This is a genomic window from Burkholderia arboris (assembly GCF_038723655.1).
Taxonomy (GTDB): domain Bacteria; phylum Pseudomonadota; class Gammaproteobacteria; order Burkholderiales; family Burkholderiaceae; genus Burkholderia; species Burkholderia arboris.
On sequence record NZ_CP109821.1, the window covers coordinates 821484 to 846669 of the forward strand.

At 67.3% G+C, this 25186-nt stretch carries 28 protein-coding genes, 1 tRNA gene and 1 riboswitch; of the genes, 15 read left to right on the top strand and 14 right to left on the bottom strand.

The features are described from left to right. The first annotated feature begins 17 nt into the window (after window positions 1-17). Both OHZ10_RS03860 and OHZ10_RS03865 read left to right on the top strand, forming a co-directional pair. Window positions 18-1172, top strand: coding sequence for a beta-propeller fold lactonase family protein (locus tag OHZ10_RS03860; RefSeq protein ID WP_342703675.1), 1155 nt, complete (start codon window positions 18-20; stop codon window positions 1170-1172). 77 nt (window positions 1173-1249) lie between these two features. Further along, window positions 1250-3574 (top strand): hypothetical protein, encoded by a 2325-nt coding sequence (locus OHZ10_RS03865; RefSeq protein ID WP_342703677.1) that lies wholly within the window; start codon window positions 1250-1252, stop codon window positions 3572-3574. Between the two features lie 208 nt (window positions 3575-3782). On the opposite strand, the gene OHZ10_RS03870 is transcribed toward OHZ10_RS03865, so the two are convergent. From OHZ10_RS03870 to OHZ10_RS03910, 9 genes are all read right to left on the bottom strand, one after another. Continuing rightward, a tRNA-Lys gene (locus OHZ10_RS03870) sits at window positions 3783-3859 on the bottom strand. Window positions 3860-3969: 110 nt separating this feature from the next. Continuing rightward, on the bottom strand, window positions 3970-4719 hold the full coding sequence (gene ybgF / locus OHZ10_RS03875; protein WP_059235926.1) for a tol-pal system protein YbgF: 750 nt from the start codon (window positions 4717-4719) through the stop codon (window positions 3970-3972). A 19-nt stretch (window positions 4720-4738) separates the two neighbouring features. Beyond that, the gene (gene pal, locus OHZ10_RS03880) at window positions 4739-5251 is read right to left on the bottom strand and encodes a peptidoglycan-associated lipoprotein Pal (protein ID WP_011351072.1); all 513 of its coding nucleotides are present in this window, start codon (window positions 5249-5251) and stop codon (window positions 4739-4741) included. Between the two features lie 17 nt (window positions 5252-5268). Continuing rightward, window positions 5269-6564 carry a Tol-Pal system beta propeller repeat protein TolB gene (tolB, locus tag OHZ10_RS03885; RefSeq protein WP_059235924.1) on the bottom strand — a complete coding sequence of 432 codons (1296 nt, stop codon included), beginning with the start codon at window positions 6562-6564 and terminating at the stop codon, window positions 5269-5271. A gap of 108 nt (window positions 6565-6672) precedes the next feature. Further along, complete coding sequence (gene tolA / locus OHZ10_RS03890; RefSeq protein ID WP_059235922.1) at window positions 6673-7722, bottom strand: cell envelope integrity protein TolA; 1050 nt, start codon at window positions 7720-7722, stop codon at window positions 6673-6675. Then, the gene (gene tolR / locus OHZ10_RS03895; protein WP_059235921.1) at window positions 7719-8168 is read right to left on the bottom strand and encodes a protein TolR; all 450 of its coding nucleotides are present in this window, start codon (window positions 8166-8168) and stop codon (window positions 7719-7721) included. Before tolR ends, tolA begins: the two co-directional genes overlap by 4 nt. A 10-nt stretch (window positions 8169-8178) precedes the next feature. Further along, window positions 8179-8856 carry a protein TolQ gene (tolQ, locus tag OHZ10_RS03900; RefSeq protein WP_021157170.1) on the bottom strand — a complete coding sequence of 226 codons (678 nt, stop codon included), beginning with the start codon at window positions 8854-8856 and terminating at the stop codon, window positions 8179-8181. Window positions 8857-8986: 130 nt separating this feature from the next. Further along, window positions 8987-9472 (bottom strand): tol-pal system-associated acyl-CoA thioesterase, encoded by a 486-nt coding sequence (ybgC, locus tag OHZ10_RS03905; RefSeq protein ID WP_342703680.1) that lies wholly within the window; start codon window positions 9470-9472, stop codon window positions 8987-8989. 99 nt (window positions 9473-9571) lie between these two features. Beyond that, a complete protein-coding gene (locus OHZ10_RS03910; protein ID WP_059235917.1) occupies window positions 9572-10318 on the bottom strand; it encodes an SDR family NAD(P)-dependent oxidoreductase in 747 nt (248 codons plus the stop codon). A gap of 180 nt (window positions 10319-10498) precedes the next feature. Beyond that, a riboswitch (ZMP/ZTP riboswitch) is annotated at window positions 10499-10599 on the top strand. A 137-nt stretch (window positions 10600-10736) separates the two neighbouring features. Here OHZ10_RS03910 and glyA point away from each other — a divergent pair. The 7 genes from glyA to OHZ10_RS03945 all read left to right on the top strand — a co-directional run bounded on the left by glyA (window position 10737) and on the right by OHZ10_RS03945 (window position 15528). Next, window positions 10737-11984 carry a serine hydroxymethyltransferase gene (gene glyA, locus OHZ10_RS03915; protein WP_059235915.1) on the top strand — a complete coding sequence of 416 codons (1248 nt, stop codon included), beginning with the start codon at window positions 10737-10739 and terminating at the stop codon, window positions 11982-11984. Window positions 11985-11990: 6 nt separating this feature from the next. Continuing rightward, the gene (gene nrdR, locus OHZ10_RS03920) at window positions 11991-12470 is read left to right on the top strand and encodes a transcriptional regulator NrdR (protein WP_059235913.1); all 480 of its coding nucleotides are present in this window, start codon (window positions 11991-11993) and stop codon (window positions 12468-12470) included. 153 nt (window positions 12471-12623) lie between these two features. Then, a complete protein-coding gene (locus tag OHZ10_RS03925; RefSeq protein WP_256085613.1) occupies window positions 12624-13187 on the top strand; it encodes a GspH/FimT family pseudopilin in 564 nt (187 codons plus the stop codon). Window positions 13188-13192: 5 nt separating this feature from the next. Continuing rightward, window positions 13193-13594, top strand: a complete 402-nt coding sequence (locus tag OHZ10_RS03930; RefSeq protein WP_081051914.1) for a hypothetical protein — start codon at window positions 13193-13195, stop codon at window positions 13592-13594. After that, window positions 13584-14417, top strand: coding sequence for a PilW family protein (locus OHZ10_RS03935; RefSeq protein WP_342703682.1), 834 nt, complete (start codon window positions 13584-13586; stop codon window positions 14415-14417). The genes OHZ10_RS03930 and OHZ10_RS03935 overlap by 11 nt, the downstream gene beginning before the upstream one ends. A 140-nt stretch (window positions 14418-14557) precedes the next feature. Continuing rightward, complete coding sequence (locus tag OHZ10_RS03940; protein ID WP_081051873.1) at window positions 14558-15085, top strand: pilus assembly protein; 528 nt, start codon at window positions 14558-14560, stop codon at window positions 15083-15085. Then, the gene (locus OHZ10_RS03945) at window positions 15082-15528 is read left to right on the top strand and encodes a type IV pilin protein (protein WP_342703684.1); all 447 of its coding nucleotides are present in this window, start codon (window positions 15082-15084) and stop codon (window positions 15526-15528) included. Before OHZ10_RS03940 ends, OHZ10_RS03945 begins: the two co-directional genes overlap by 4 nt. Window positions 15529-15582: 54 nt before the next feature. Here the strand turns inward: OHZ10_RS03945 and OHZ10_RS03950 are convergent, their stop codons facing one another. From OHZ10_RS03950 to OHZ10_RS03960, 3 genes are all read right to left on the bottom strand, one after another. Next, on the bottom strand, window positions 15583-16026 hold the full coding sequence (locus OHZ10_RS03950; RefSeq protein ID WP_059235905.1) for a DUF3318 domain-containing protein: 444 nt from the start codon (window positions 16024-16026) through the stop codon (window positions 15583-15585). Window positions 16027-16069: 43 nt separating this feature from the next. After that, window positions 16070-16459 (bottom strand): phage holin family protein, encoded by a 390-nt coding sequence (locus OHZ10_RS03955; protein WP_059235903.1) that lies wholly within the window; start codon window positions 16457-16459, stop codon window positions 16070-16072. A gap of 122 nt (window positions 16460-16581) precedes the next feature. After that, complete coding sequence (locus OHZ10_RS03960; RefSeq protein WP_006494044.1) at window positions 16582-16884, bottom strand: DUF883 family protein; 303 nt, start codon at window positions 16882-16884, stop codon at window positions 16582-16584. A gap of 318 nt (window positions 16885-17202) precedes the next feature. On the opposite strand from OHZ10_RS03960, the gene OHZ10_RS03965 reads away from it, so the two are divergent. Beyond that, window positions 17203-17841, top strand: coding sequence for a peroxiredoxin (locus OHZ10_RS03965; RefSeq protein ID WP_034187217.1), 639 nt, complete (start codon window positions 17203-17205; stop codon window positions 17839-17841). Between the two features lie 122 nt (window positions 17842-17963). On the opposite strand, the gene OHZ10_RS03970 is transcribed toward OHZ10_RS03965, so the two are convergent. After that, window positions 17964-19151 (bottom strand): acyl-CoA dehydrogenase, encoded by a 1188-nt coding sequence (locus tag OHZ10_RS03970; RefSeq protein WP_059235901.1) that lies wholly within the window; start codon window positions 19149-19151, stop codon window positions 17964-17966. A 115-nt stretch (window positions 19152-19266) separates the two neighbouring features. Between OHZ10_RS03970 and OHZ10_RS03975 the strand changes: the two genes are divergently transcribed. Both OHZ10_RS03975 and OHZ10_RS03980 read left to right on the top strand, forming a co-directional pair. Beyond that, window positions 19267-20058 (top strand): IclR family transcriptional regulator, encoded by a 792-nt coding sequence (locus OHZ10_RS03975; protein WP_342703688.1) that lies wholly within the window; start codon window positions 19267-19269, stop codon window positions 20056-20058. Between the two features lie 148 nt (window positions 20059-20206). Further along, a complete protein-coding gene (locus OHZ10_RS03980; RefSeq protein ID WP_256085617.1) occupies window positions 20207-20617 on the top strand; it encodes a GFA family protein in 411 nt (136 codons plus the stop codon). Window positions 20618-20749: 132 nt separating this feature from the next. On the opposite strand, the gene OHZ10_RS03985 is transcribed toward OHZ10_RS03980, so the two are convergent. Further along, window positions 20750-21553: an EAL domain-containing protein gene (locus OHZ10_RS03985; RefSeq protein WP_059235895.1), complete on the bottom strand. Its 804-nt coding sequence runs from the start codon at window positions 21551-21553 to the stop codon at window positions 20750-20752. 352 nt (window positions 21554-21905) lie between these two features. On the opposite strand from OHZ10_RS03985, the gene OHZ10_RS03990 reads away from it, so the two are divergent. Genes OHZ10_RS03990 through OHZ10_RS04000 form a run of 3 tightly spaced genes read left to right on the top strand, consistent with a single transcriptional unit; the run spans window position 21906 to window position 25183 of the window. After that, on the top strand, window positions 21906-23567 hold the full coding sequence (locus OHZ10_RS03990) for an FAD-dependent oxidoreductase (protein ID WP_342703690.1): 1662 nt from the start codon (window positions 21906-21908) through the stop codon (window positions 23565-23567). A 27-nt stretch (window positions 23568-23594) separates the two neighbouring features. Next, on the top strand, window positions 23595-23825 hold the full coding sequence (locus tag OHZ10_RS03995) for a DUF2783 domain-containing protein (RefSeq protein WP_342703692.1): 231 nt from the start codon (window positions 23595-23597) through the stop codon (window positions 23823-23825). Next, on the top strand, window positions 23822-25183 hold the full coding sequence (locus tag OHZ10_RS04000; RefSeq protein ID WP_342703694.1) for an MFS transporter: 1362 nt from the start codon (window positions 23822-23824) through the stop codon (window positions 25181-25183). The genes OHZ10_RS03995 and OHZ10_RS04000 overlap by 4 nt, the downstream gene beginning before the upstream one ends. Window positions 25184-25186: the final 3 nt, after the last annotated feature.

Below are 25186 nucleotides of genomic sequence, written 5' to 3' on the forward strand. Positions count from 1 at the left end.
TTTCCGGGAGTAAAAGAGTGAGAGTCGATTTCAAGCCGCGGGTGCTGCACCGGGCCGTGCTTTCCGTGGCGCTTGCGATGCTGGCGGCCGGCGCGTGCGCGCAGACGGAGCTTGCCGCGACGACGTCCGCGACACCCCCTGCGCCGGCCGTCATTGCGGTCGGTAACGGGCCGGCCGGCATGGCGTTCGGGCCGGACGGCAAGCGCCTGTACGTCACCAGTAACAGCGACAACACCGTCGCAGTGATCGATGTGGCGGTCGGGCAGCGCATGCGCGACCTCGGCGAGCGACCGGCCGAGGCGGTGAAGGATGGTTGCCCCGACAATTTCTGCCGCGGGATGGGGGCGACGGGCATCGCGATCGCGGCCGACGAGCGCCATGCATATGTCAGTTCGATGCGTCCCGATTCGCTCGCGAAGCTCGACCTCGACAGCGGGCATGTCGACGGCGTCGCGAAGGTGCAGCGCTTCCCGCAGGCGGTCGCGATATCGACGGATGGCACGCGCGCGTACGTGCTGAACGTGGTCGCCAACTCGGTATCCGTCGTCGATCTCGCGACGTTCCGCTCGCTCGGCAAGCCGATCGCGCTGAGCGGCGGGAACGCCGGCAACCAGCCGTTCGGACGGCCTGCCGCGCTCGCGCTGTCGGCGGACGGACGGCGCCTGTTCGTCACGAACGGCGTGGCGGGCGCCATCGACGCATTCGATACGCAGACGCGCGCGCAGGTCGGCACGATCGCCGATGCGGACGCGTTCGACGTGGCGGTCGAACCGGGTTCCGGCGACCTGGTCGCGCTGTTTCGCGACGGCATCGCGGCCTACGACGCGAACACGCTGAAGCCGCGCCAGGCCGCCCAGTATTGCCGCGCGCTGACGAGCTACCAATTCGCGTTCAGCCCGGACGGTCGCCTGATCGCGTTCAGCCTGCCGCAGGAGAACACGGTGCTGGTCGCCGATCGTGCCACGGGCATGTTGCGCGCCGCCTACCGCACCGGCGAATGGCCGCTTGCGCTGGCGTTCAATCCGGACGGCAGCCGGCTCGCGGTGCTCAATGCGAGCCAGGCCGGCAGCGTGTCGCTGTTCGATGTACGCGATCCGGGGCGGCTGGCCGACTATGTGGCCGCCAGCGGCGAGCTGTTCTGCCGGCCGGCCGCGCAGGCCGCGGCGCAATGAATGACAGGAACCGGCCGGCTTGCCCGCGCAATGCGCGGGCCGGCAGTCGGCGCGAATGGAATGGCAAGGAGACGAAGATGATCCGGAATGCAAACGGGTTCGGTGTGCGCATCGCGACCTGCGCGGCCGTGGCCGTGCTGCTGAGCGCGTGCAGCAACTTTCCGCTGGCAGGCGGGCCGTCGCTCGAGTGGGTGGCCGGCACGCCCGGCTCGGAAGGCAATCTCGACGGTGCCGGTACGGCGGCCCGCTTCGCCGGCGACCTGCGGCTGCATGCCGACCGGGACGGCGGCGTGCTCGTGGTGGACCGGTACGCGTCGACCGTGCGGCATATCGATGCGCAGGGCCATGTGACGACGCTGGCCGGCCGCAGCGGTGTGCGCGCGTATCTGGATGGCGTGTCTGCCGCCGCGCGGTTCGACCAGCCGGGCGATGCCGTGCGCGCGCCGGACGGCACCGTCTACGTGGCTGACGCCGGCAACGCGCTGGTGCGCGCGATCCGGCCGGACGGCACCGTTGCCACGATCGCCGGCGTGCCGGGCAAGCCGGGCGATGCCGACGGCCCGCGCGGGATCGGCCAGCTCGATCAACCGGACGCCATCGCGCTGGACGGGCAGGGCCGGCTCTGGACGCGCGAACGCTATTCGGGCCATGTGCGCATCGTCGGCGCCGACGGCTCGGTGACGACGTGGAAGCAGCCCGACGGCGATTGCACGCCGTCCGGGATCCGCGCGATTGCGGCGAGCCCGGACGGGGCGATCTGGGTCACCGACGGCAAGACGTTCGGCCGCGTGACGCCGAACGGCTACACGCCGTTGTCGTCGTGCAAGACGGCCGACGCGCCGGACGATGTCACGGCGGCGGCCGCGTCGGCGCGTGTGCCGCCGGAGCCGGGGCCGGTCGCGGCACTGGCCGGAAGCGTGCCGTTCATCGGCATGGCACCGGTGAGCGAGAATGACAAGCCGGCCGACGCAAGCGATGCGCGCGACGATCCCGGCTACATCGCGCTTGCGTTCGATGGCGCGGGACAGATGATTGCGGCCACGGCGCGGTCGATCGCGGTGATCGGTGCCGACGGCAAGCCGGGCGCGACCGTGCGCATCGCACAGCCGGCGTTGCAGCGCGGGCGCTCGGACGATCGCGACCTGACGTCGCTGGCAATCGACGGATCGGGCCGCAGGCTGGTGGCGACGGGCAGCGGCCAGGTCGTGCTGCAGGCGGCGCCGGACGGCCGCCTGCTTGCCTACGCGGGCGTGAGCAACCGCAGCGATGCGCGGCTGGTGACCGATGCGGCCGACGCGAAGATCGCGCGGTTGCCGGGATCGGTCGACGACGATTTCGCGGTGGCCGCCGATGGCACGATCTACTACGTCGACCGGCTGGACGATGCGATCTACCGGATCGCGCCGGACGGCAAGAGCGAGCTGTGGGCCGGTGCGCCGGACGACAAGGGGCGCAACGACGGGCCGCGCTTGAAGGCGCGTTTCCGCTATCCGTCCGGGCTCGCGCTGGACGCGTCGGGCAACCTCTATGTCGCCGACAGCGGCAACGCGCGGATCCGTCGTATCGACCCGCAGGGCAACGTGCAGACGGTGAGCGGCAAGGCCAGCGACGAGACGCGGGTCGACGGCCCGTTTGCGCAGGCGACGTTCTGGCGGCCGCGCTATCTGCGTTTCGATCGCGATGGCCGCCTGTACGTGCTGGACGACAGCCCGTACGTGGCGGGCCGCGGTGCGAGCATCCGCCGGCTCGATTTCTCGACGGGGACGGTCGCGACGGTCGCACGCGAGGCGCAGCAATACAAGATTCCGCGCGAGGACGTCGAACGCTTCGTCACGAGCAGGCGGATGCCGGGCAGCTACGAGGATCTGGCGGTCGGCCCGCAAGGACAACTCTACGTGTTGAGTCGCGACGTGATCTGGCAGATCGACCCGGCGACCGGCGCGCACCGCATCCATTTCCTGCCCGGACCGTGGCCGGCCGCGGAGCACGCGTACTACGGCGCGCTGGCGAACGCGAAGTCGCGCGACGAGGAAGACCGGCTGACGAACAACCTGATCAGTTGCGACTGGACGTGGTGCATGCCCGACCGGATCGCGGCCGATGCGAGCGGCAACGTGTATGTGAGTGACCGCGGAAACCATACCGTCCTGCGGATCGATGCGAAGGGCGATGCGGCGGTGATCGCCGGGCAGCTCGGGTTACGCGGCAATCGGCCGGGTACGTTGCCGGGGGTGCTGAATCGTCCGGCGGGGATGGTCACCACGCCGAACGGCGATCTGTTCGTCGAGGTCGGTGACGAGGGGATCGTGCGATTGCGCGCACCGGGTGCGGCAGCGGCGCAGGTGCCGGTTGCGGCCGCGACGCCGGAGAAGGCCGTGGAGGCGAGCGCGCGACAGCCGTGACGGACGGAGCAAGCGACGCTTGCAGGCAGCGGTTGCGCTGCGCCGGCGAGCGTCGCTGTCCTGGCAGACCGGCGCATGACGTCGAACGGTGCGCGGTGCGCTTTCAACGCAGCGTTCAACGCATTGAGGGAAGGGACGTGTTGTTCGGCAAGGCGACAGACGCAAAAAAGCCTCCGCGAGGGAGGCTTATTGCACTATCGAAGATAGTTGGTAGGGTGGGAGGGACTCGAACCCTCGACTCTCTGATTAAAAGTCAGATACTCTAACCAACTGAGTTACCACCCCACGTTCTTGAAACCTGTTTTGGTTCGTTGCTTCAACAACTTGGCAAGCGACCCAAAGAGCAAAAGATTATAGCGGCGGGTTGTGAACCTGTCAACAACCCGTCACGATAATTATTTGATCGTCTCGAGCTTGCCCTGCGCCGTCTGTGCCGCGTTCGAACCGGCGTACTGCGACACGACCTGCTCGAACGTCTTCTTCGCGGCCGCCTTCTGGCCTTGTTCGAGCTGGTTCGTCCCGATCGCCACGAGGGCATCGGCCGCACGCGGGTGCTGCGGAAACTTGCTGACGATCCCCTGCCACGTCGCGGTCGACCCGCGGTAGTCACGGAGCGCGTATTGCGCATTGCCGTACCAGTACTGCGCGGTCGGCTGATAGGGGCTCTGCGGATACTTCGCGATGAACGCGCGGAACGAAGCCGCGGCCGCCTTGAAGTTGCCGTTGCGGAACTGCTGTTGCGCCGCATTGAGCGCATCCGTTTCACCCGGCTGCACGGTGCCTTCGACACCATCGATCGTCGCCTGCTGCGGCTCGAACTTCTTGAGCCGCGTGTCGAGATCCTGGTAGTACTCCTTCTGCTGCCGCTCGAGCGTCGTCAGCCGGTTCGTCAGATCCTCGTTCTCGCCGCGCAGCGTCGCGACCTGCTGGTTCAGCTGGTCGAGACGGCCGGATTGATCGAGGATCGTACGCTGGGCGGCGGACAACTGGCTCGACAGGTTGTCGGTTTTGCTGCGCAGATCGAGCACGGCGCGGCGCGCTTCGTTGTCGTCGAACACGCCGGCGTGCGCCGGCGCGGCCGACCACGCCGCGCCGGCGACGCAGAGAGCTGCGGCTGCACGCAGCCAGGTTACACGGTGCGTCATACGGCGATTCTTCCGTTACTTACTGTTGGTAGACGAGGTCGGCGCGACGGTTCTGCGCCCACGATGCTTCGTCGTGACCTGCTGCCTGCGGCTTTTCCTTGCCGAGGCTCACGGCTTCCATCTGCGAATCGTTCACGCCGAGCAGTGCCATCGCACGGCGCACGGCTTCCGCACGCTTCTGGCCCAGCGCGAGGTTGTACTCGCTCGTGCCGCGTTCGTCGGTGTTGCCCTGGATCAGCACGTGGCGCTGCGGGTGGCTCTTCAGGTACTGAGCGTGCTGCTGCATCAGCGGCTGGTACTCGTCCTTCACCGAATAGCTGTCGAAGTCGAAGTAGATGCTGCGCTTCGCGAGCGGGCTGTTCGGGTCGTTCAGCGGATCGACGTTCACTTGCGCGACGTTGTCGGCGCTCGGTTGCGTGCTGACTGCACCCGCGTTGTTCGCCTTGTCGTCGAGCTTCACGCCCGACTTACATGCGGCGAGCGCGCTGATCATCATCACGGCCAGGGCCAGACGAGCTTTATTCGACATCATGGTTACTCTCCTTGTGGTCATTGCATGAAGGGCCCCCACGACGGCTCGCGAACGGAACCGCCCTGGACGGACAGGATTTGCGGCGGCGCGCTGCCGTCGGAGGGCACTGCAGCCAGAACGTTGCGACCACCCGACTGGGTAGCGTACAGAAGATACTGGCCGTTTGCCGCGAAGCTCGGCGATTCGTCGCGATTGGTATTCGTGATGGCGTTCGCCGCGCCGGATTGCAGATCCTGAACGTACAGCTTGAAGCCCCCACCCGTGCGGGAGATGTAAGCGAGCAGCTTGCCGTCCGGGCTCACGCGCGGGCTCGTGTTGTAGCTGCCGGTGAACGTCACGCGTTGTGCCGCACCGGCGCTTTCACCCTGTGCGGGCATCCGGTAGATTTGCGGCGCACCGCCGCGATCGCTCGTGAAGTAGATCCAGCGGCCGTCCGGCGAGTAGTACGGCTCGGTATCGATCGAGCTGCTCTGCGTGAGACGACGCAGGCCGCCGCCGTTCGCGTTGACCGTATAGATTTGCGTATTGCCAGTCAGCGACAGCGCGACGGCGAGCGTGTTGCTGTCCGGCGACCAGGCCGGTGCGCTGTTGTTGCCCTTCTGGTCGGAGACCATGAAGCGGTGGCCGGTCGGCAGGTCATGGATGTAGACGATCGGCTTCTTGCGCTCGAACGACACATACGCGACCTTCGTTCCGTTCGGCGACCACGACGGCGAGATGATCGGTTCGGTGCTCGACAGCGCGATGCGCGCGTTCTGGCCGTCCGAATCCGAAATCTGCAGCTGGTAGCGGTTGCCGGTCTTGATCACGTACGACAGGCGCGTGGCGAACACGCCGCGCACGCCGAGCAGCTTCTGGTAGATGTAGTCGGCGATCTTGTGGCCGGCCGTGCGCAGCGTGCTGTCGGTGGCCGTCAGCGACAGGCCGCCGAGGCTTTGCTGCTTCACGGTGTCGTACAGGATGAAATTGACCTTGTACTGGCCGTTCGCCTCGCGGTTCACGCTGCCGGCGACGAACGCATTCGCGCCCTTGGCCTTCCATGCGCCGAGGTCGACCGAGGCGGTCTCGGGCACGGGCGTGCTGCCTGCGTCGATGTTGGTGAATTTGCCGCTGCGGGCGAGGTCGGCACGGACGATCGACGTGACCTGCTGCGGCAGGTTCGCCTCGTTCGTGAAATTCGCCGTGGCGATGGGGAACTGGGTCGACCCGACACCGGTGATCAGCACGTTGACCTGGGCGTTAGCGGCGCTGCCCGCCGTAATCAGACACGAGGCCACGAGTGCCCTGAAACCTAGTTTTGTCATCAAACTCATGCTTCTTGCTTCCCGTATGACTTGATCGCTGCGCAACCGCAGAGACAGTAAAAATACCCGATTCGTTCCCGTCTGACAGCGACGCCCGGAGTGTAAGCGCATTTCCTTTCACTCCGCCGCCTTGAAGGTAATCGTAATGTCCGACGGGGTACGACCGTTAGAATCGGGCGGCAACGGGACCGATGCGTGGATCGCATTGACCACGGCTTGATCCCACCCCGAATTCCCGCTGGAGCGGGAGACCGATGCGCTCAATACGTCACCGGACGGCGTGCACCGAATCTTGACGACGGTGGTCAGGCCTGCTCGCTCGCCGCCCCAAACGATGTTCGGTTTGACGCGGCGGCGCACCTTGTCGGCATAGCCGGGCGTCGCGGCATTGCCGCCGGAGCCCGTGCCGGTGCCGCTTTTCGCGAGGCCTTCGCCGCCGCCTTCACCGGCGCCGGACAGGCCCTGCATCTGTGCGAGACGCGCGTTGCGCTCGCGGTCGAGCTTCGCGTTCGCAGCCGCACTGGCCTTCGCGTGCGCGGCGGCGTCGGCCTTCGCCTTGGCCTGGGCTTCCGCCTTTGCCTTCGCGGCCGCGTCGGCCTTGGCCTTCGCCGCCTGCTGCGCTTCGAGCTGCGCCTGCTTCTGCTGCTGGAGTTTCTGCTGTTCGAGCTTTTGTTGCTCGGCGAGCTGCTGTTGCTTGAGCTTGTCGGCCTGCTTCTGCTTGTCGCGTTCCGCGGCTTTCTGCGCGGCGAGTGCGGCGGCCTGCTGTGCCGCGAGCTGCGCGCGCCGGGCTTCGTCTTCCTGCTGAGCTTTCAACTGTTGCGCGCGGCGCTGCTGATCGAGCAGCGCCTCGCGCGCGGCTGCTTCCTGCTGCCGCTTCTTCTGCTGCAGTGCGATGTCGGCCTGTTCGTCGCGCACCGGGGGAGGGGGCGGCGCGACCTTCGCGGGCGGCGTCACGACGGGCCGCGGCGCGGCGACGTCGGGCACCTCGGTCCACAGCTCGGCTTCTGCGCCGGCCGGCGTGCTGTTCTGCCACTGCACGCCATGATAGAGGAACAGGGCGAGCAGCACGTGCATCAGCGCGGCGAGCGCGAATGCGCGCCAGGTGCCGCGCTCGCGGGGAGGCTGAGGCGGGTAGGCGGAGCTGCGCGTGGATTGCTGCCGGTTCATTGCGATTTGACGAGGAGACCGACGCGCTTGACGCCACGCGCCTTCAGATCGGACATCACGGTCATGACGGCATCGTACTGCACGGTCTTGTCGGCTGCGATCACGACCGGCTGGTCAGGGTGATCGGCCTGACGGGCCGAGATGAAGCCGTCGAGCTCGGCCTTCGTCATCGTGTCTTCCTGGGTCGCGCCCGAGTCGCTCTTGTACTTGACGCTCATCGTGCGGTCGGCCTTGATGTTGACGACGACGGGCGGCGTTTGCTCCTGCGGCGCGGCATTGCCGACGGTCGGCAGGTTGATGATCGACGGGGCGACGAGCGGTGCGGTGACCATGAAGATCACGAGCAGCACCAGCATCACGTCGATGTACGGCACGACGTTGATGTCGGCCATTGCACGGCGCGAGCGGCCGCCGCGCATGCTGGATCGGATGGGGCTTCCTGCCATGGCGCGCTCCTTACTGGGCCTGACGCTGCAGGATGTTCGAGAACTCTTCGATGAAGGTCTCGAAGCGGATCGCGAGGCGGTCGATGTCGTGCGCGTAGCGGTTGTACGCGACCACCGCCGGAATCGCGGCGAACAGGCCGATCGCGGTGGCGACGAGCGCCTCGGCGATGCCCGGTGCGACGTTCGCGAGCGTGGCCTGCTGCACGTTCGCGAGGCCGCGGAACGAGTTCATGATCCCCCAGACCGTGCCGAACAGACCGATGTACGGGCTGACCGAGCCGACCGACGCGAGGAACGCGAGGTTCGCTTCGAGCACGTCCATTTCTCGCTGGAACGACGCGCGCATCGCGCGGCGTGCACCGTCGAGCACGAGGCCCGGATCGCTGATGCGCTTTTCCTTCGCCTTCAGGAATTCGCGCATCCCCGATTCGAAGATCCGCTCGAGCGCGCCGATCGTGTGGCGGTTGTTGGCCGCGCTCTGGTACAGCGCCTGCAGGTCGCCGCCCGACCAGAAATCCTTCTCGAAGCGTTCGGTCTGCGCGCGCGCGCGGCGGATCGCGAACCACTTGCGGAAGATGAAGGTCCACGACATCAGCGACAGCAACAGCAGCAGTCCCATCACGGCCTGGGCCAGCACGCTCGCGTTGAGGACGAGGGAAATGATCGACAGGTCTTGAGAAGTGTTCATAGAGGTTTGAGTAACGGCCCTTCGGGGCGCCCGGTATGCGTGCGGCGCGGCGCGCCGGTCATGCCTGACGCCGAACCTTGCTTAGTATCGAATCAGAACGGCAAGTTCATAGGCTTTGTCTAAACGGCGCTCATGCGAGCTTCGTTGACAGTGAAGTGTGCCCGGCGTCGATGACGGGCCCGCGTTGCAGTGCGTCGAGCACGGCCGGCGGGATGGCCGCGGGCCGGATATCGTTACGGTTGACGCAGCCGAGGCGAATGTGTCCGGCCACGAGCAGCGTGTCGCCACACCAGGCTTCCTGCGTGAAATCCACCGAGGCGCGGCCGATGCGTCCGGGCCGGCTCGTGATCGTCAGCGTATCGTCGAGTCGCGCCGGCGCGCGGTAGTCGAGCGACGTACTGCGGACGATGAAGATCGCGCCGGTATCGTCGGCGAGCTGGCGCTGGTCGACGCCGCACGCGCGCAACCACTCGGTGCGGGCGCGCTCGAAGAACTTCAGGTAGTTGGCATAGAAGACGATGCCGCCTGCATCGGTATCCTCGTAGTACACGCGCACCGGCCAGGTGAAGCCGGACGGCGCGTCCGGGGAGCGGGTAGGCTGAGTCATGGCGCGCATTCTACCGGAAGGCAGGGGGCCGATTCGTAACCGATTCGTAACGGAATGTAGTACGCCGTAGCACACCGCGGGCCGGCCCGGGGCCGGGCCCGCGGGGCTTCAGCCGCGGTGGACGGTCGGGCCGCCGGGGGCTTGCGCGATCGGCATCAGCTCGATCGTGTTGACGTTGACGTGTGCCGGGCGCGTCGCGATCCAGTAGATCGTATCGGCGATGTCCTCGGGCATCAGCGGCTGGACGTTGTTGTAGACGTTTGCCGCCTTCTCGTCGTCGCCGCGATAGCGGACGTTCGAGAACTCGGTGCCGCCGCACAGGCCCGGCTCGACGTCGGTCACGCGCAGCGGCGTGCCGAGCAGGTCGGCGCGCAGGTTCAGGCTGAATTGTCGGACGAAAGCCTTGGTTGCGCCGTAGACGTTGCCGCCCGCATAAGGGTACGAACCCGCAACCGAGCCGAGATTGAAGATATGGCCGCGGCCGCGCTCGACCATGCCGGGCAGCAGCGCGTGCGTGACGGTGACGAGGCCCGTGCAGTTCGTGTCGATCATCGTGCGCCATTCGTCGAGGCTGGCCTTGTGGGCCGGCTCGACGCCGAGCGCGAGGCCGGCGTTGTTGACGAGCACGTCGAGCGCCGCGAATTCGGCGGGAAGGGCGGCCGGCACGGCCTCGACGGCTGCGCGGTCGCGCACGTCGAGCTCGAACGGCAGAAGGGCGTCGCCGAGTTCGGCGGCGAGCGCGTCGAGACGATCCTTGCGGCGTGCGGTGGCGACGACGCGATGGCCTCCGTTGACGAAGGCACGGGCGATGGCGGCGCCGAAGCCGGCGGACGCGCCTGTGACGAACACGATCATTGCTGCTCCTGGTCGATGACAAAATAGCGGGCGATATCCCGCAAGCCTACTGAGAATGCCGCACCGCGGCAAGGCGGCAGAGCGTTTCAGCGCGGGCGCGTAGAGTCTGGCCCCAATTGCTTCGGGCACCCTTTCGTGCGGTTGCCTATTCATGACGCATCCAATACACTAACGCGCTCATCACCCCTGCGTGACTGGCGATAGAACCCTTCGGGTTCAAGGTGGAGCATCCCACCGTGAAGCGCGGGGCGCCGTTTTTGCCGTTCGCCTGGGCAGCCGTTGTGCGCCGTCGCGTGCATCGCCGGTGGCTGTCCTGCCTCGCGTCATACGGATTCTTCCGCCACGTCGAGCTGGTCCCGCCAGCAGCGCACCGTACTCGGCCACTCCGGTCAACCTGTACACACTTAACGGAAACCGTATGTTTGACAGAGCCCAAAGCACCATCGCGAACGTCGATCCCGAAATCTTTGCAGCGATCGAGCAGGAAAACCGCCGCCAGGAAGATCACATCGAGCTGATCGCGTCGGAAAACTACACGAGCCCGGCCGTGATGGCCGCACAGGGCTCGCAGCTCACGAACAAGTACGCGGAAGGGTATCCGGGCAAGCGCTACTACGGCGGCTGCGAGTACGTCGACGTCGTCGAGCAGCTGGCGATCGACCGCGTGAAGCAGCTGTTCGGCGCGGAAGCGGCGAACGTGCAGCCGAACTCGGGTTCGCAGGCGAACCAGGGCGTGTTCTTCGCGATGCTGAAGCCGGGCGACACGATCATGGGGATGAGCCTCGCGCACGGTGGTCACCTGACGCACGGCTCGCCGGTGAACATGTCGGGCAAGTGGTTCAACGTGGTGAGCTACGGCCTGAACGAGAACGAAGACATCGATTACGACGCCGCCGAGCAGATGGCGCAGGAACACAAGCCGAAGCTGATTGTTGCGGGCGCGTCGGCGTTCTCGCTGAAGATCGATTTCGAGCGTCTGGCGAAGATCGCGAAGTCGGTGGGCGCGTACCTGATGGTGGACATGGCGCACTACGCGGGCCTGATCGCAGCGGGCGTGTACCCGAACCCGGTGCCGCACGCGGACTTCGTGACGACGACGACGCACAAGAGCCTGCGCGGCCCGCGCGGCGGCGTGATCCTGATGAAGGCGGAATACGAGAAGCCGATCAACTCGGCGATCTTCCCGGGGATCCAGGGCGGCCCGCTGATGCACGTGATCGCGGCGAAGGCGGTGGCGTTCAAGGAAGCGCTGTCGCCGGAGTTCAAGTCGTACCAGGAGAAGGTGGTCGAGAACGCACGCGTGCTGGCTGAAACGCTGGTGAAGCGCGGCCTGCGGATCGTGTCGGGCCGTACGGAAAGCCACGTGATGCTGGTGGACCTGCGTGCGAAGCACATCACGGGCAAGGCAGCGGAAGCGGCGCTGGGCGCGGCGCACATCACGGTGAACAAGAACGCGATCCCGAACGATCCGGAAAAGCCGTTCGTGACGAGCGGCGTGCGCCTCGGTTCGCCGGCGATGACGACGCGTGGCTTCGGCCCGGCGGAAGCGGAACAGGTGGGTAACCTGATCGCCGACGTGCTGGACAACCCGGAAGATGCAGCGACGATCGAGCGCGTGCGCGCACAGGTCGCCGAGCTGACCAAGCGTTTCCCGGTCTATCGCTGATCGACGATGCGCTGCCCGTTCTGCCGGCATGACGACACGCAGGTCGTCGACTCGCGCGTGTCCGAAGATGGCGCCGCGATTCGCCGGCGCCGTCGCTGCTCGGCTTGCGACAAGCGCTTCACGACGTACGAGCGGGTCGAGCTGTCCCTGCCGTTCGTCGTGAAGAAGGACGGCAGCCGCACGGAATTCGACCGTCGCAAGATCGTCGCCAGCATGCAACTCGCGCTGCGCAAGCGGCCGGTTGCTGCCGACGCGATCGACGCGGCGGTCGCCCGCATCGAGTATCAACTGCTCGCGACAGGCGAGCGCGAAGTGCGTAGCGAGAAGCTCGGCGAACTCGTGATGAACGAGTTGCGCGGCCTCGATACGATTGCCTACGTCCGCTTCGCATCGGTGTATCGCCGGTTCGAGGACGTTTCCGAATTTGCCGACGTGATCGAAGAGTTCCGTCGCGCCTCTCCCGCCAAGCCCCCGCGTAAGCGCTGACGCGCTGCGTCCGTTCATCGTCATCTCCGTTGGTTCGATTCGCGCCGATTGTGTCGGTCGCGATCGCATGTCGCCAGTCGGCCGTTCGGCAAATGGCGCGCATCCGCATGCGTCGCTACAGTCGTCGCATCACCCTGGCGGAGGACGATTGCGATGGCGCTGCGCGCTCACCCCTTGAAAAATGTGGAGCAACGCACGAGCGGATTCACGCTCGTCGAGCTGATGGTCGCCGTCTCGCTGGCGGCGGGGCTCGCGCTTTATGCGGTACCCGCGTTCGACCAGTGGCACATGCGCGAACGCGTGGATGCCCGCTCGCGTACGTTGCTCGGTGCGCTGTCGTTTGCGCGCACCGAAGCGGCGCGTCTCGGCACGCGCGTCACGCTGTGCCGGGCCGGGAGCGGCGGCGCCTGTCTGCGCGCCGGTGAGCGGTGCGGGCCGGCCGAATGGTCGTGCGACTGGATCGTCAGCGGGCAGGTCGACGGGCGCTCGCGCGTGCTGCGACGCTATCCGCACGACGGCGAAGTGGCCGTCGCGGGTGCCGCGCACGATCTGGCGTTCGCGCCGCCGGTCGGTCAATCGATCGGCGGAATCCGGCGTTTCGAATTGCGTCCGCGGCGCAGCGTGACCGGCGCTGACGATGCGCGCGTGTCGCGTTGCGTGCGGATCGCGGCTGGCGGCCGCGCGCGCGTCGCCGCCGGCCGCTGCGACACGGCGTGATCGCCATGCGCAAGGCCATGCGCGGCACGTCGCTGATCGAGGCGGCGCTCGCCATCGCGTTGCTCGCGACCGTGATGCTGGCAGTGGCAGGCAGCCAGCTTGCGATGGCACGCGCACAGCGCGCGACGATCTGGCGCGAGCGTGCGCTGTGGCTGGCCGATGCACGTATCGAGCGTCTGCATGCAGCCGCGGCGGCCGACGACGGCCTTGCAGCGCGGGCGGTTGCCGCGTTGCCGGGCGGTGCGATGACGCTCGATGGCGGGCCGGGCGGTGTGCGCTACGCCGTTGTCCGCTGGCGTGGCGGCAACGCGGCCGCGTCGCCGCGATGTGAAGCCGCAGGCGCGTCGGCGCAACTGCCGTCGTGCGTCCGAGTTCCATTTCGGGAGCGGGCGGCCGATGAACGCTGATCGTTACTCCCGCGCCCATACGCTGCTCGAAGTGCTGATCGCGATGACCGTGGGTCTCCTCGTGCTCGCGGCGGCTGGCGCGCTGTACCACGCGCAGCGCATTGCACAGCATCGCGCGGACGACGGGTTCAGGATGCGCGACGCGGCCGGTACCGCGCTGATGCTGATCGGTCAGCAGATCCAGATGGCGGGATTCCGGCCGCTCGATGCCGGCGAGGTATCGGCGTTGCCGCCGGTGTTCGGCTGCTCGATGGCGCGCGTGCGGGGCAACGGCGCGCAGGTGCGATGCGAGCCTGCGCATACGGCGTCGGACGCGTTGCTGGTCCGGTATGTCGCCGACGCCGTGTCGACGTGGACGACGGTGAGCGGCCAGGCGTCGGATTGCCTCGGGCAGGGTGTCGGCGTGCCCGGCGAGCGTTCACCGGTGGAAAATCGCTTCGATGTGCATGTCAGCCCGTCGACGGGCGAGCCCGAGCTGTATTGCGAAGGAAGCGGCCGCCCGGGCACGCCGCAGCCCGTCGTGACGGGAATCGATCAACTGCGCGTGCGCTACGTGCGTCGCGGCGCCGCGCAGTTCGTCGACGCCGATGCGATGCGTGCCGACGACTGGCCCGAGATCGTGGCCGTGCATGTTTGCGTGCGGGCGCGCGGCGAGCCGATGCGCGTGCCGACGCGTCACGTCGACTGCGACGGTCGCGTCGCCGTTGCACCGGACGGCCATGCGCGTTTGACGCTCGATCGCATCGTCGCGTTGAGGAACACCGCGCTTGCATCCGGCGCTGCGTTACCCGATGCAACGCACGCAAGCGGGGTGGTGCGATGAGTGGAGCAGGGCGGTACGCGCGGGTTATCTCACCCTGCGTTGCGGCGGGCCACGTGTATGGGTGCATCGCCGCAAACGGTGACGAGCCGCAGCCGGTCGCGTGCACGAGAGGGCTGGCGGCGACCCCGTGCGAGCCGCGCATGGGCTTCCGGTCAGCCCGCCGCGCCTGGCGTCGCGACGCCGGCCTCGCATTGCCGGCAGTCGTTGCGATCGGTGCAGCGGTCGCGGCGCTGACCGGCACGTGGTTCGAAGCCGCGCTGACGGAGTCGCGCCGCACACGCGCGTTGTCGGATCGGCTGATTGCATTCCACGCAGCCGATGCCGCGCTCGCAGCGTGCACCGAGCGATTGCTCCGTGGCTCGGTGCCCTGCGCGAACGAAAGCGAATCGCACGCGGAGCCCGACGCATGGCGGCGCATGCCGCCGCTGGCGGCTGCTGAAGCGTTCGCGCCGTTCGCCGGCTGGCCGATGGCCGCGCAACCGCCGCGATGCCTGGTCGAAGCCTGGCGGCGCCCGACAGGGCCGTCCGGTGGCAGCACTTACCTCGTCACCGCGCGTGGCGTCGGCGCGCATGCATCGAGTGCCGTCTGGCTGCAACACCAGGTCGTAATACGCGATGGACGCATCGTCGCGCTGCGCTGGCGTCGTGTCGCCGGAGTGCTTCCATGAGCGGTCGCATCTGCATAAGCCGGCCGGCAGGATTTACGCTGATCGAGTTGATGATCGTGCTGGCAATCGTCGCGGTGCTGGCCGGATGGGGCATCCCGTCATATCGGGAGCATGTCGCGCGCGTTCATCGCGCGTCGGCGGTATCCGCGCTGTACCGTGCAGCCCAATTTCTCGAAGCGCTGGATGGTGCGCCGCCTTCGGCATTGCCGGACGCGCTGGCACAGGCACCATCGGACGGGCGTGCCGTCTATCGATTGACGCTGCTGCGGCCGGATGGCGGCGATGCGCCGGTGAGCTACGAACTGGAAGCAAGCCCGCTCGATACCGGCCCGATGCACGACGATGCATGCGGTACCTTCACGTTGCGTTCGGACGGGACGAAAGGCAATGCGCGGCGCGATGGCGCCGACGAATCGGGCGCCGTGTGCTGGGGTGTGCGTTGAGTGTGCAGGAAAGGCGCGCAGCGACGCATGGCCGTGCGCGCAGGATGCCGACGGTCAGTCGTCGTGTGCGTCGAGCCCGCGCTCGTCGCGGGACTGCTTCCAGATCCGGTAGACCTCCCATGCGGCGAAGCCGAGCGTGCCCCACTTCAATGCGGGGCCCGCACTCGCGCGCAGCAGCGAGCGAACGGGTTTCGCCAGCACGAGCGATGCGAGCGAACTCAGCATCGGATACTGGTTGACGAGATTGCCGAGGCTCGCGTTCAGGTTCTTCGCGGACTGGCCGAATTTGTGGGTGGAAAGGCCGGGGATGAACACCTTGAGCCAGCTGAAGCGCGTGACGGCCTGGCGCATTTCACCGGCGGCTTCCGCGAGTTCGAGCCGCTCGACTTCGGATCGCAGGATCAGCAATTCCTTGCGGAGCGCGCGATGCTGCGATGCGCTCCAGTTCGATCGCGACGAATGGGAGCGGGATGAATTGCCCGTAACGTTCTGGCTCATGGCGCGTCGGCGAAGTAGGTGGGAGGGGGGAGCGCGATTGTGCTCACGGCTTGCCGCGGAACAGTTCGCGGTCTTTCTCGAGTTCGGCGAGCGTCGCCTCGAACACGGTCGGCGCATCGCGCAGGCCCGAGCGCGCCTTCAGCGCGCAGGCGATGCCGCCCGCGGCATACACCGCGGTAATCGCGGCAAGCGACTGCCAGCGATAGGTATCCCAGAACGCGATCGCGACGAGCACGGTCAGGCTGATGAGCGCCATCGTCGCGAGCATCATCGCGGCGAGCCCGAGGAACAGCACGCCCATCAGGCGCTCCTTCTCCTCGGCAAGCTCGATGCCCACGAGTTCGAGGCGCGTCTGCAGAAGGCCGATCGCGGAGCCGACGAGGCGGCGCAGCGGTCCTTGGCCGGACGGCTGCGAGGGGGTATCTGTCGTCATGGATGAGGTGCGTGCGCGTGCAGTGAGCAGCTAGGACAAAGCCGCCGGCGGAGACCGCCGGCCGGCTTCGACGCCCGCGGGCCGCATGACGCGGCCCGCGGGACGAAACGGCGCAGAGCGCGTTACTTGCGGTTGATCAGCAGGCCGATCAGCACGCCGACGCCGGCGGCCACGCCGATCGACGTCCACGGGTGCTCGTGCACATAATCGTCGGTCGCGCGTGCGGCCTTCTTGCCTTTCTCGACCACCACGACCTGGACGTCGGCTGCCTTTTCCTTGGCCTGCTTCAGGCGCGACATGGCCTTCTCGCGCAGTTCGGCCGCACGGTCGCCCGTGCTGCTCGCTGCTTGCTTGAGCAGGTCTTCGGCGTCCGACAGAACGGTTTTGATATCCGACATCAGTTTCTCCTTGTTGATTTCCGACATTGCAACTCCCTTCATGCTGTCATGCTGCAGGTTCACATCGTAGCGAAACCCCTGCCTGCTGGCGAGCCGGGAAGACACACGGCGGCAGTGCAAGACTGCATGGTAAACGACTTGTAATCATGAACAGAGCCGCAAACCGGGTGAAAAGTTTCCCGTGCGGCCGTCCGACCGGCCCCGACGCCGGGTAAAAATGACAAAAAAGTATGAATATCAAACGGAATAATCGTTCGCACCGCGCATTGCTTCCCGTAAGCTGATGGACTGTCCCGCGCTGTCCAGCGCGCGATTTCAACCAGCATCGTTCGAGGAGGGAACATCATGAGTCTGCGTCTTGGCGACATCGCACCGGATTTCGAGCAGGAATCGAGCCTGGGCACCATCAAGTTTCACGACTGGCTCGGCAACAGCTGGGGCGTCCTGTTTTCCCATCCGGCCGACTACACGCCGGTGTGCACGACCGAACTCGGGCTGACCTCGAAGCTGAAGGGGGAATTCGAGAAACGCAACGTGAAGGTGATCGCGCTGTCGGTCGACGGCGTCGAATCGCACAAGGGCTGGATCAACGACATCAACGAAACGCAGTCGACGGTCGTGGGCTTCCCGATCATCGCCGACGCGGACCGCAAGGTTTCGCAGCTGTACGACATGATCCACCCGAACGCGAACGAAACGCTGACGGTGCGCTCGCTGTTCGTGATCGACCCGAACAAGAAGGTGCGGCTCACGATTACCTATCCGGCCAGCACCGGGCGCAACTTCGACGAAGTGCTGCGCGTGATCGATTCGCTGCAGCTGACCGACAACTACAAGGTCGCGACGCCCGGCAACTGGAAGGACGGCGACGACGTCGTGATCGTGCCGTCGCTGCAGGATCCGGAAGAGCTGAAGAAGCGTTTCCCGAAGGGCTTCAACGCGGTGCGTCCGTATCTGCGCCTGACGCCGCAGCCGAACAAGTAAGCATCGGCTGCCCGGAACCGCGGTTCCGATGAAAAACGGCCCGCCCGGCAGTCATGCCGGGCGGGCCGTTTGTCTGGTGGCGCATGCGCGGCATCGCTGCCGCGTGCATCGCATCCGGATGCTCAGAAGAATGCCTGGATGCCCGTCTGTGCGCGGCCGAGGATCAGCGCGTGGATGTCGTGCGTGCCTTCGTACGTGTTGACCACTTCGAGGTTCACGAGGTGGCGCGCGACGCCGAATTCGTCGGAGATGCCGTTGCCGCCGAGCATGTCGCGCGCGAGGCGGGCGATGTCGAGCGACTTGCCGCACGAATTGCGCTTCATGATCGACGTGATCTCGACGGCCGCCGTGCCTTCGTCCTTCATCCGGCCGAGGCGCAGCACGCCTTGCAGGCCGAGCGTGATTTCGGTCTGCATGTCGGCGAGCTTTTTCTGGATCAGCTGGTTCGCGGCGAGCGGCCGGCCGAACTGCTGGCGGTCGAGCACGTACTGGCGCGCGGTGTGCCAGCAGGACTCGGCGGCGCCGAGCGCACCCCACGCGATCCCGTAGCGTGCCGAGTTCAGGCACGTGAACGGGCCGCGCAGGCCGCTCACGTTCGGCATCAGGTTCTCTTCGGGCACGAACACCTCGTCGAGGACGATCTCGCCGGTGATCGACGCGCGCAGCCCGACCTTGCCGTGGATTGCGGGTGCCGACAGGCCCTTCCAGCCCTTCTCGAGGATGAAGCCGCGGATCGCGTCCTTGCCGTTCTCCTCGAGCTTCGCCCACACGACGAACACGTCGGCGATCGGCGAGTTCGTGATCCACATCTTCGCGCCGGACAGCGAGTAGCCGCCGGGCACCTTCTTCGCGCGCGTGACCATGCTGCCCGGATCGGAGCCGTGGTTCGGCTCGGTCAGGCCGAAGCAGCCGATCCATTCGCCGGTCGCGAGCTTCGGCAGGTATTTCTGCTTCTGCGCGTCCGAGCCGAATTCGTAGATCGGCACCATCACGAGCGACGACTGTACGGACATCATCGACCGGTAGCCCGAATCGACGCGCTCGACTTCGCGCGCGATCAGTCCGTAGCTCACGTAATTGAGGCCGGGGCCGCCGTATTCCTCGGGAATCGTCGGGCCGAGCAGGCCGACTTCGCCCATCTCGCGGAAGATGGCCGCGTCGGTGCGCTCGTGGCGGAACGCTTCGGTGACGCGCGGCGCGAGCTTGTCCTGTGCGTACGCCTGCGCGGCATCGCGCACCATCCGCTCTTCTTCGGTCAGTTGCTGGTCGAGCAGCAGCGGATCGTCCCAATGAAAAGTTGCAGCGGTCATCGTTTCATCTCCTGTTGGTCCGGTCTTCCAGCCGGGCCCCATGCCAAAAGTTCGCTTGACTGTAGTTCCGCTGTGCGGAACAATGTTTTGCAAATCGAACCCAGTGTAGCACCAGATGACACTTTCAACCATCGACGAAACCACGATCGACGAGCGCAAGTTCGTCGTCGCGCTCGCGCGCGGGCTCGACCTGTTGCGCGCATTCCGACCCGGCGAGACGATGCTCGGCAACCGCGACTTCGCGGAGCGCACGGGGCTGCCGAAGGCGACGGTGAACCGGCTCGCGTACACGCTGACCGTGCTCGGCTACCTGCGCTACGACGAGACGCTCGGAAAGTATGCGCTCGACGCCGGCGTGCTGTCGCTCGGCTACGCGCTGCTGTCGGGGGCGGGGACGCTCGACCTGGCGCGGCCGCACATGCAGGCGCTCGCGCGCGAGATCGGCGCGGCCGTGTCGCTCGGCTGCCGCGACGGGCTCGACATGATCTATCTGGAGACGATCCGCAGCGAGACCGCGCTGACGCTCGGGCTCGCGCCCGGTTCGCGGCTGTCGATGCTGACGAGCTCGATGGGGCGGGCGTACCTGGCCGTGCAGCCGGAGGACGTGCGCCGTGCGCTCTATGCGGAACTGCATCGCGCGGCCGGCGACGCGGCCGACGCCGACGCGCTCGTCGCCGCCGCGCAGCACGCGGTGGCCGAGTTTTCGGCGGGCGGGTGCTGTTATTCGTTCCGCGCGTGGCACATGGACGTGAACGCGGCGGCCGTGCCGTTTCGCGAGCCGCGCGAGGGGCGCTGGCTGATCCTGAGTTGCAGCGGCCCCGCGTCGTCGATGGACGAGACGTACTTTCGCACGCAGGTCGGACCGAAGCTGAAGGCGCTCGCGCAGCGGCTCGGGCAGACGGTCTGAGCATGGCGGCGCGCGGCGGCTGCCGTCGCGCCGCCATCGCTTCGCACGCGGTGTGCGTGGGCACGGGAGACGGGGCTGCCGCCGTCTCTTGTGCGGCGGCCGAACCGCGCTCATCATCGGTCGCTAGTTCCCGACGACGAGGTTTGCGATGTCTCACCCGGAATCGATGGAGGGCGGATGCGCGTGCGGCGCGGTCCGCTACCGTATTGCCCACGTGCCGACCGATGCGGGCTTCTGCCACTGCCGGCTCTGCCAGCGTACGACTGGCGCGGCGGTCGTCGCATCGGCATCGGTGCCGATCGACGGTTTCGAATATCTGCAGGGCGAGCCGATCGTCTACGCGTCGAGCGCGTGGGGCGAACGGCGTTTCTGCGGCCGTTGCGGCGCGCAGCTCGAATACCGGCGCTCCGATGCGCCGCAGACGGTCGAGATCAATGCCGCGACGCTCGACGAGCCGTCGCGGCTGCGTCCGGCGTGGCATGTCTGGTATCGGGATCGTTTCCCGGGCGTCGAGATCGGCGACGAACTGCCGAAGTACGACGATGACGGAAGACCGTAAACGGTAACCGCCGGTACGGGCGGGCAGGCGCGGGGCAGCCGCGCGCGCCGGTAACACCCTCTTGCGGGCATCACGACATCCGGGCCTGCCTCCGGCGCGCCGCTCCCCGCGCGCGCCTTCCACGCCCGCGGCTCAGGCCGTCACGACCTTCGCGAATACAGGCCCCTGCATGAACCGCACGTCGTGCTGGCGCAGCAGCTCGCACTGCGTCTCGTCGACGACGCCGTCGAAGATCAGCGGAATCCGCACGCGCTGCGCATAGGCGACGAGCGCCTTGACCATCCCGTCGCGCAACGCGATGCCCGCATCCATCTTGATGTAGTCCGGGCGTGCCATGTCCGATTCGACCGCGAGGATGCGGCCCGGGTCGGGCAGCTTGTCCGCGACCTTGAAGCCGTGATGCTGGTAGCTGCGCGTCAGGTAGCCGAGGAACGTCTTGTGGGCGACCGCGACCGCCGGCAGCTCGATCACGATCCGCTCGGCTGGCAGCCCGAAGCGCTGCAGCACCGACGAGAAATGCTTGCCGTGGTCGTACTTCACGCTCTTGAGCAGCCGCTCGTGCACGCGCAGGAACAGCAGCCCGTGGCGCTGTGCGCCGAAGAAATTGATCGCGTGCAGCGCGCGCGACAGGCGGTCGATCGCGACGAGGGTCTGGTCTTCGACGGCCGAATCGACCGGATCGTGCGGCGCGCCCGTGACGAGCGTGACGGCCTGGAAGCCGAGCTCGTCGCCGTAGCGCGCGATCGCATCGGCGAACGACGTCGATTGCGGCGAGCCGGGCATCGTCACGTCGTAGATCGGTTCGTAGGCGCTGGCGAGCGTGCGCTCGGGCAGATTCGCGCACGCGGTGCCGCCTTCGGCCAGCGCGAGGTGTTCCCGCAGATATGGCAGTTGCCCGGCACGGGCGACCAGCTCGGGGATGGTGGGCGGAATCATCGGCGTGAAAAGGAAAAATGGCGGCCGAAAGGGCCGCCTCTTCTCTCGATATTAGCAGCGTGCGCCGCGCTCGGCTTGGCGTTTCGCTCATATGGTTATCCCGTCCCGGGGGCAGTGCCTAGGGTTTACGTTGATTTCACTATTCGTAATTGGTTTTACTATTCGTAAATCCAAGATTTGTCGCCGATCAAGAAATGCGGCAGGCGGGTGCCGCGAGACGGCGCCGTTCGCGAATCAACAGGAAGCAAGGAGCGAGACGTGGCGGTTGACAGGACAGGCGGGCAGGCGCGCCGGCAGGAGACGGAAGGAACGACGGGCGCGCCGGTGCGCGCGCGGCAGGGTTGAGGAGCGGATGGCGACCATGAGCATCGATTACCAGACGCTGAAGTTCGAGTACCGCGCGCGCGCGCACGACGCGGCCATCCACCCGGTGATCGTTGTCGGCGCGGGCCCGGTGGGCCTCGCGGCCGCGATCGACCTCGCGCAGCAGGGCGTGCCCGTCGTGCTGCTCGACGACGACGACACGCTGTCGACCGGCTCGCGCGCGATCTGCTTCGCGAAGCGCACGCTCGAGATCTTCGACCGGCTCGGCTGCGGCGAGCGCTTCGTCGACAAGGGCGTGAGCTGGCACGTCGGCAAGGTGTTCCTGCAGGACGAGCAGCTGTACGCCTTCGACCTGCTGCCCGAGGAAGGGCATGCGCGCCCCGCGTTCATCAACCTGCAGCAGTACTACGTCGAAGGCTATCTGGCCGACCGCGCGTTCGAGCTGCCGAACATCGACATCCGCTGGAAGCACAAGGTGACGGGTATCGTGCAGTCGGCCGAACACGCGGTGCTGACGATCGAGACGCCGGACGGCGTCGCGACGCTGCACGCGCAGTACGTGATCGCGGCCGACGGCTCGCGCAGCCCGATGCGCGCGCTGATGGGCCTCGAAAGCCACGGCCGCACGTTCAAGGATCGCTTCCTGATCGCCGACGTGAAGATGAAGGCGGAGTTTCCGACCGAGCGCTGGTTCTGGTTCGATCCGCCGTTCCACCCGAACCAGTCGGTGCTGCTGCATCGCCAGCCGGACAACGTGTGGCGCATCGACTTCCAGCTTGGCTGGGACGCCGACCCCGTCGCCGAGAAGCAGCCGGAGCGCGTGATTCCGCGCGTGCGTGCGCTGCTCGGGCCGGACGTCGAGTTCGAACTCGAATGGGTGAGCGTCTATACGTTCCGCTGCCAGCGGATGGACACGTTCCGTCACGGCCGCGTGCTGTTCGCGGGCGACTCCGCGCACGGCGTGTCGCCGTTCGGCGCGCGCGGCGCGAACAGCGGCGTGCAGGACGCGGACAACCTTGCGTGGAAGCTGAAGCTCGTGCTCGACGGCGGCTCGGCAGACAGCCTGCTCGACACGTATGCGAGCGAGCGCGAGTTCGCGGCCGACGAGAACATCCGCAACTCGACACGCTCGACCGACTTCATCACGCCGAAGAGTGCGGTGTCGCGCGTGTTCCGCGATGCGACGCTGAAACTCGCGCGCGACTGCGAGTTCGCGCGCAAGCTCGTGAACAGCGGCCGCCTGTCGGTGCCGGCGGTGCTGGCCGATTCGCCGCTGAACACGCCCGATCGCGGCGCCGACACGTTTGCTGGTGCGATGCGGCCGGGCGCGGCGGCGGCCGATGCGCCGGTACGCGTGCAGGGTGCGTCGGGCTGGCTGCTGCAGCGTCTGCGCGGCGGCTTCACCGGCGTGCTGTTCGGGTTGCCGGGCGATGCGGCTGCGCTCGCCAGGGCCGTCGACGGCCTCGCGCTGCCGGTGCGTCCGGTACTCGTCGTGCCGGCCGGGCACGCGCAGCCGGTGGCCGGCGTCGACGTCGTGGAGGACGTCGACGGATTCGCCGCGCAACGCTACGACGCGCAGCCGGGCACGTTCTACCTGCTGCGCCCCGACCAGCATGTTTGCGCGCGCATGCGCACGCTCGATCGTCAGGCGATTGCCGACGCACTGGCGCGCGCGACCTGCGCACGCTGAATACGACAAAGACACCGGAGACCCGTCATGCCCTCACTCGACACCCGCCCGCGCCTGGCCGACCCCGACGCGTTCTACGAAGCGCTGATCGACATGCATCGCGACCTGTCCGACGCCGACAGCCAGCTCGTCAACGCGAAGCTGATCCTGCTGCTCGCGAACCAGATCGGCGATGCCGACGTGTTGCGCGAAGCGATGGCGCTCGCGCGCCAGGGCGTGACGCCGCCCGTGTACCCGGCCGCCGAGGTGGCGCAATGAGCGCGGCGCCGGCCGACGCGCGCGTGCTCGAAGTCGAGCGCGTGATCGACGAGACCCATCGCCCGGGCTTTCACTGGATGCTGCTCGTGCTGTGCGGGCTGTGCCTCGTGATCGACGGGTTCGATGCGCAGGCGATGGGCTACGTCGCGCCCAGCGTGATCGCCGAATGGGGCGTGCCGAAGCAGGCGCTCGGCCCCGTGTTCAGCGCGAGCCTGTTCGGGATGCTGCTCGGTGCGCTCGGGCTGTCGGTGCTCGCCGACCGGATCGGGCGGCGCCCGGTGCTGATCGGCTCGACGCTGTTCTTCGCGGTGACGATGCTCGCGACGCCGTTTGCGGGTTCGATCCCGGTGCTGATGACGTTGCGCTTCGTCACGGGGCTCGGCCTCGGCTGCATCATGCCGAACGCGATGGCGCTGGTCGGCGAGTTCAGCCCGGCCGCGCATCGCGTGAAGCGGATGATGATCGTGTCGTGCGGCTTCACGCTCGGCGCGGCGATCGGCGGCTTCATCAGCGCCGCGCTGATTCCGGCATTCGGCTGGCGTTCGGTGTTTTTCGTCGGCGGCGCGGTGCCGCTCGTGCTGACCATCGCGATGGTCGCGCGGCTGCCCGAGTCGCTGCAGTTCCTGGTGCTGAAAGGGCGTGTCGCGCAGGCGCGCGACTGGCTCGCGCGATTCGCGCCGCAAGCCGGCATCGATGCGAACACGCGCATCGTCGTGCGCGAACGCGCGGCGAGCGGCGCACCGGTCGCCGAACTGTTCAGCCACGGCCGCCTGCCGGTCACGCTGCTGCTGTGGGCGATCAGCTTCATGAACCTGATCGATCTGTATTTCCTGTCGAACTGGCTGCCGACCGTGATGCGCGATGCCGGTTATTCGCCGGGCACGGCGGTGATCGTCGGCACGGTGCTGCAAACGGGCGGCGTGGTCGGCACGCTGTCGCTCGGCTGGTTCATCGAACGTTACGGCTTCGTGCGCGTGCTGTTCGTGTGCTTCGCGTGCGCGGCCGTGTCGGTGGGGCTGATCGGTTCGGTCGCGCATGCGCTGCCGTGGCTGCTGGTCGTCGTGTTCGCGGGCGGATTCTGCGTGGTCGGCGGGCAGCCGGCCGTGAACGCGCTCGCGGGCCAGTACTACCCGACGTCGCTGCGCTCGACGGGCATCGGCTGGAGCCTCGGCATCGGCCGGATCGGCTCGGTGCTCGGGCCGCTCGTCGGCGGGCAACTGATTGCGCTCAACTGGTCGAACGGCGCGCTGTTCCATGCGGCCGCGGTGCCCGTGCTGTGCTCGGCGCTGTTCGTCCTCGGGCTCGCCGGTGTGACGCGGCGCAACGGCGTGCAGGCGCCGAATGCCGCGATGAATTGAGGG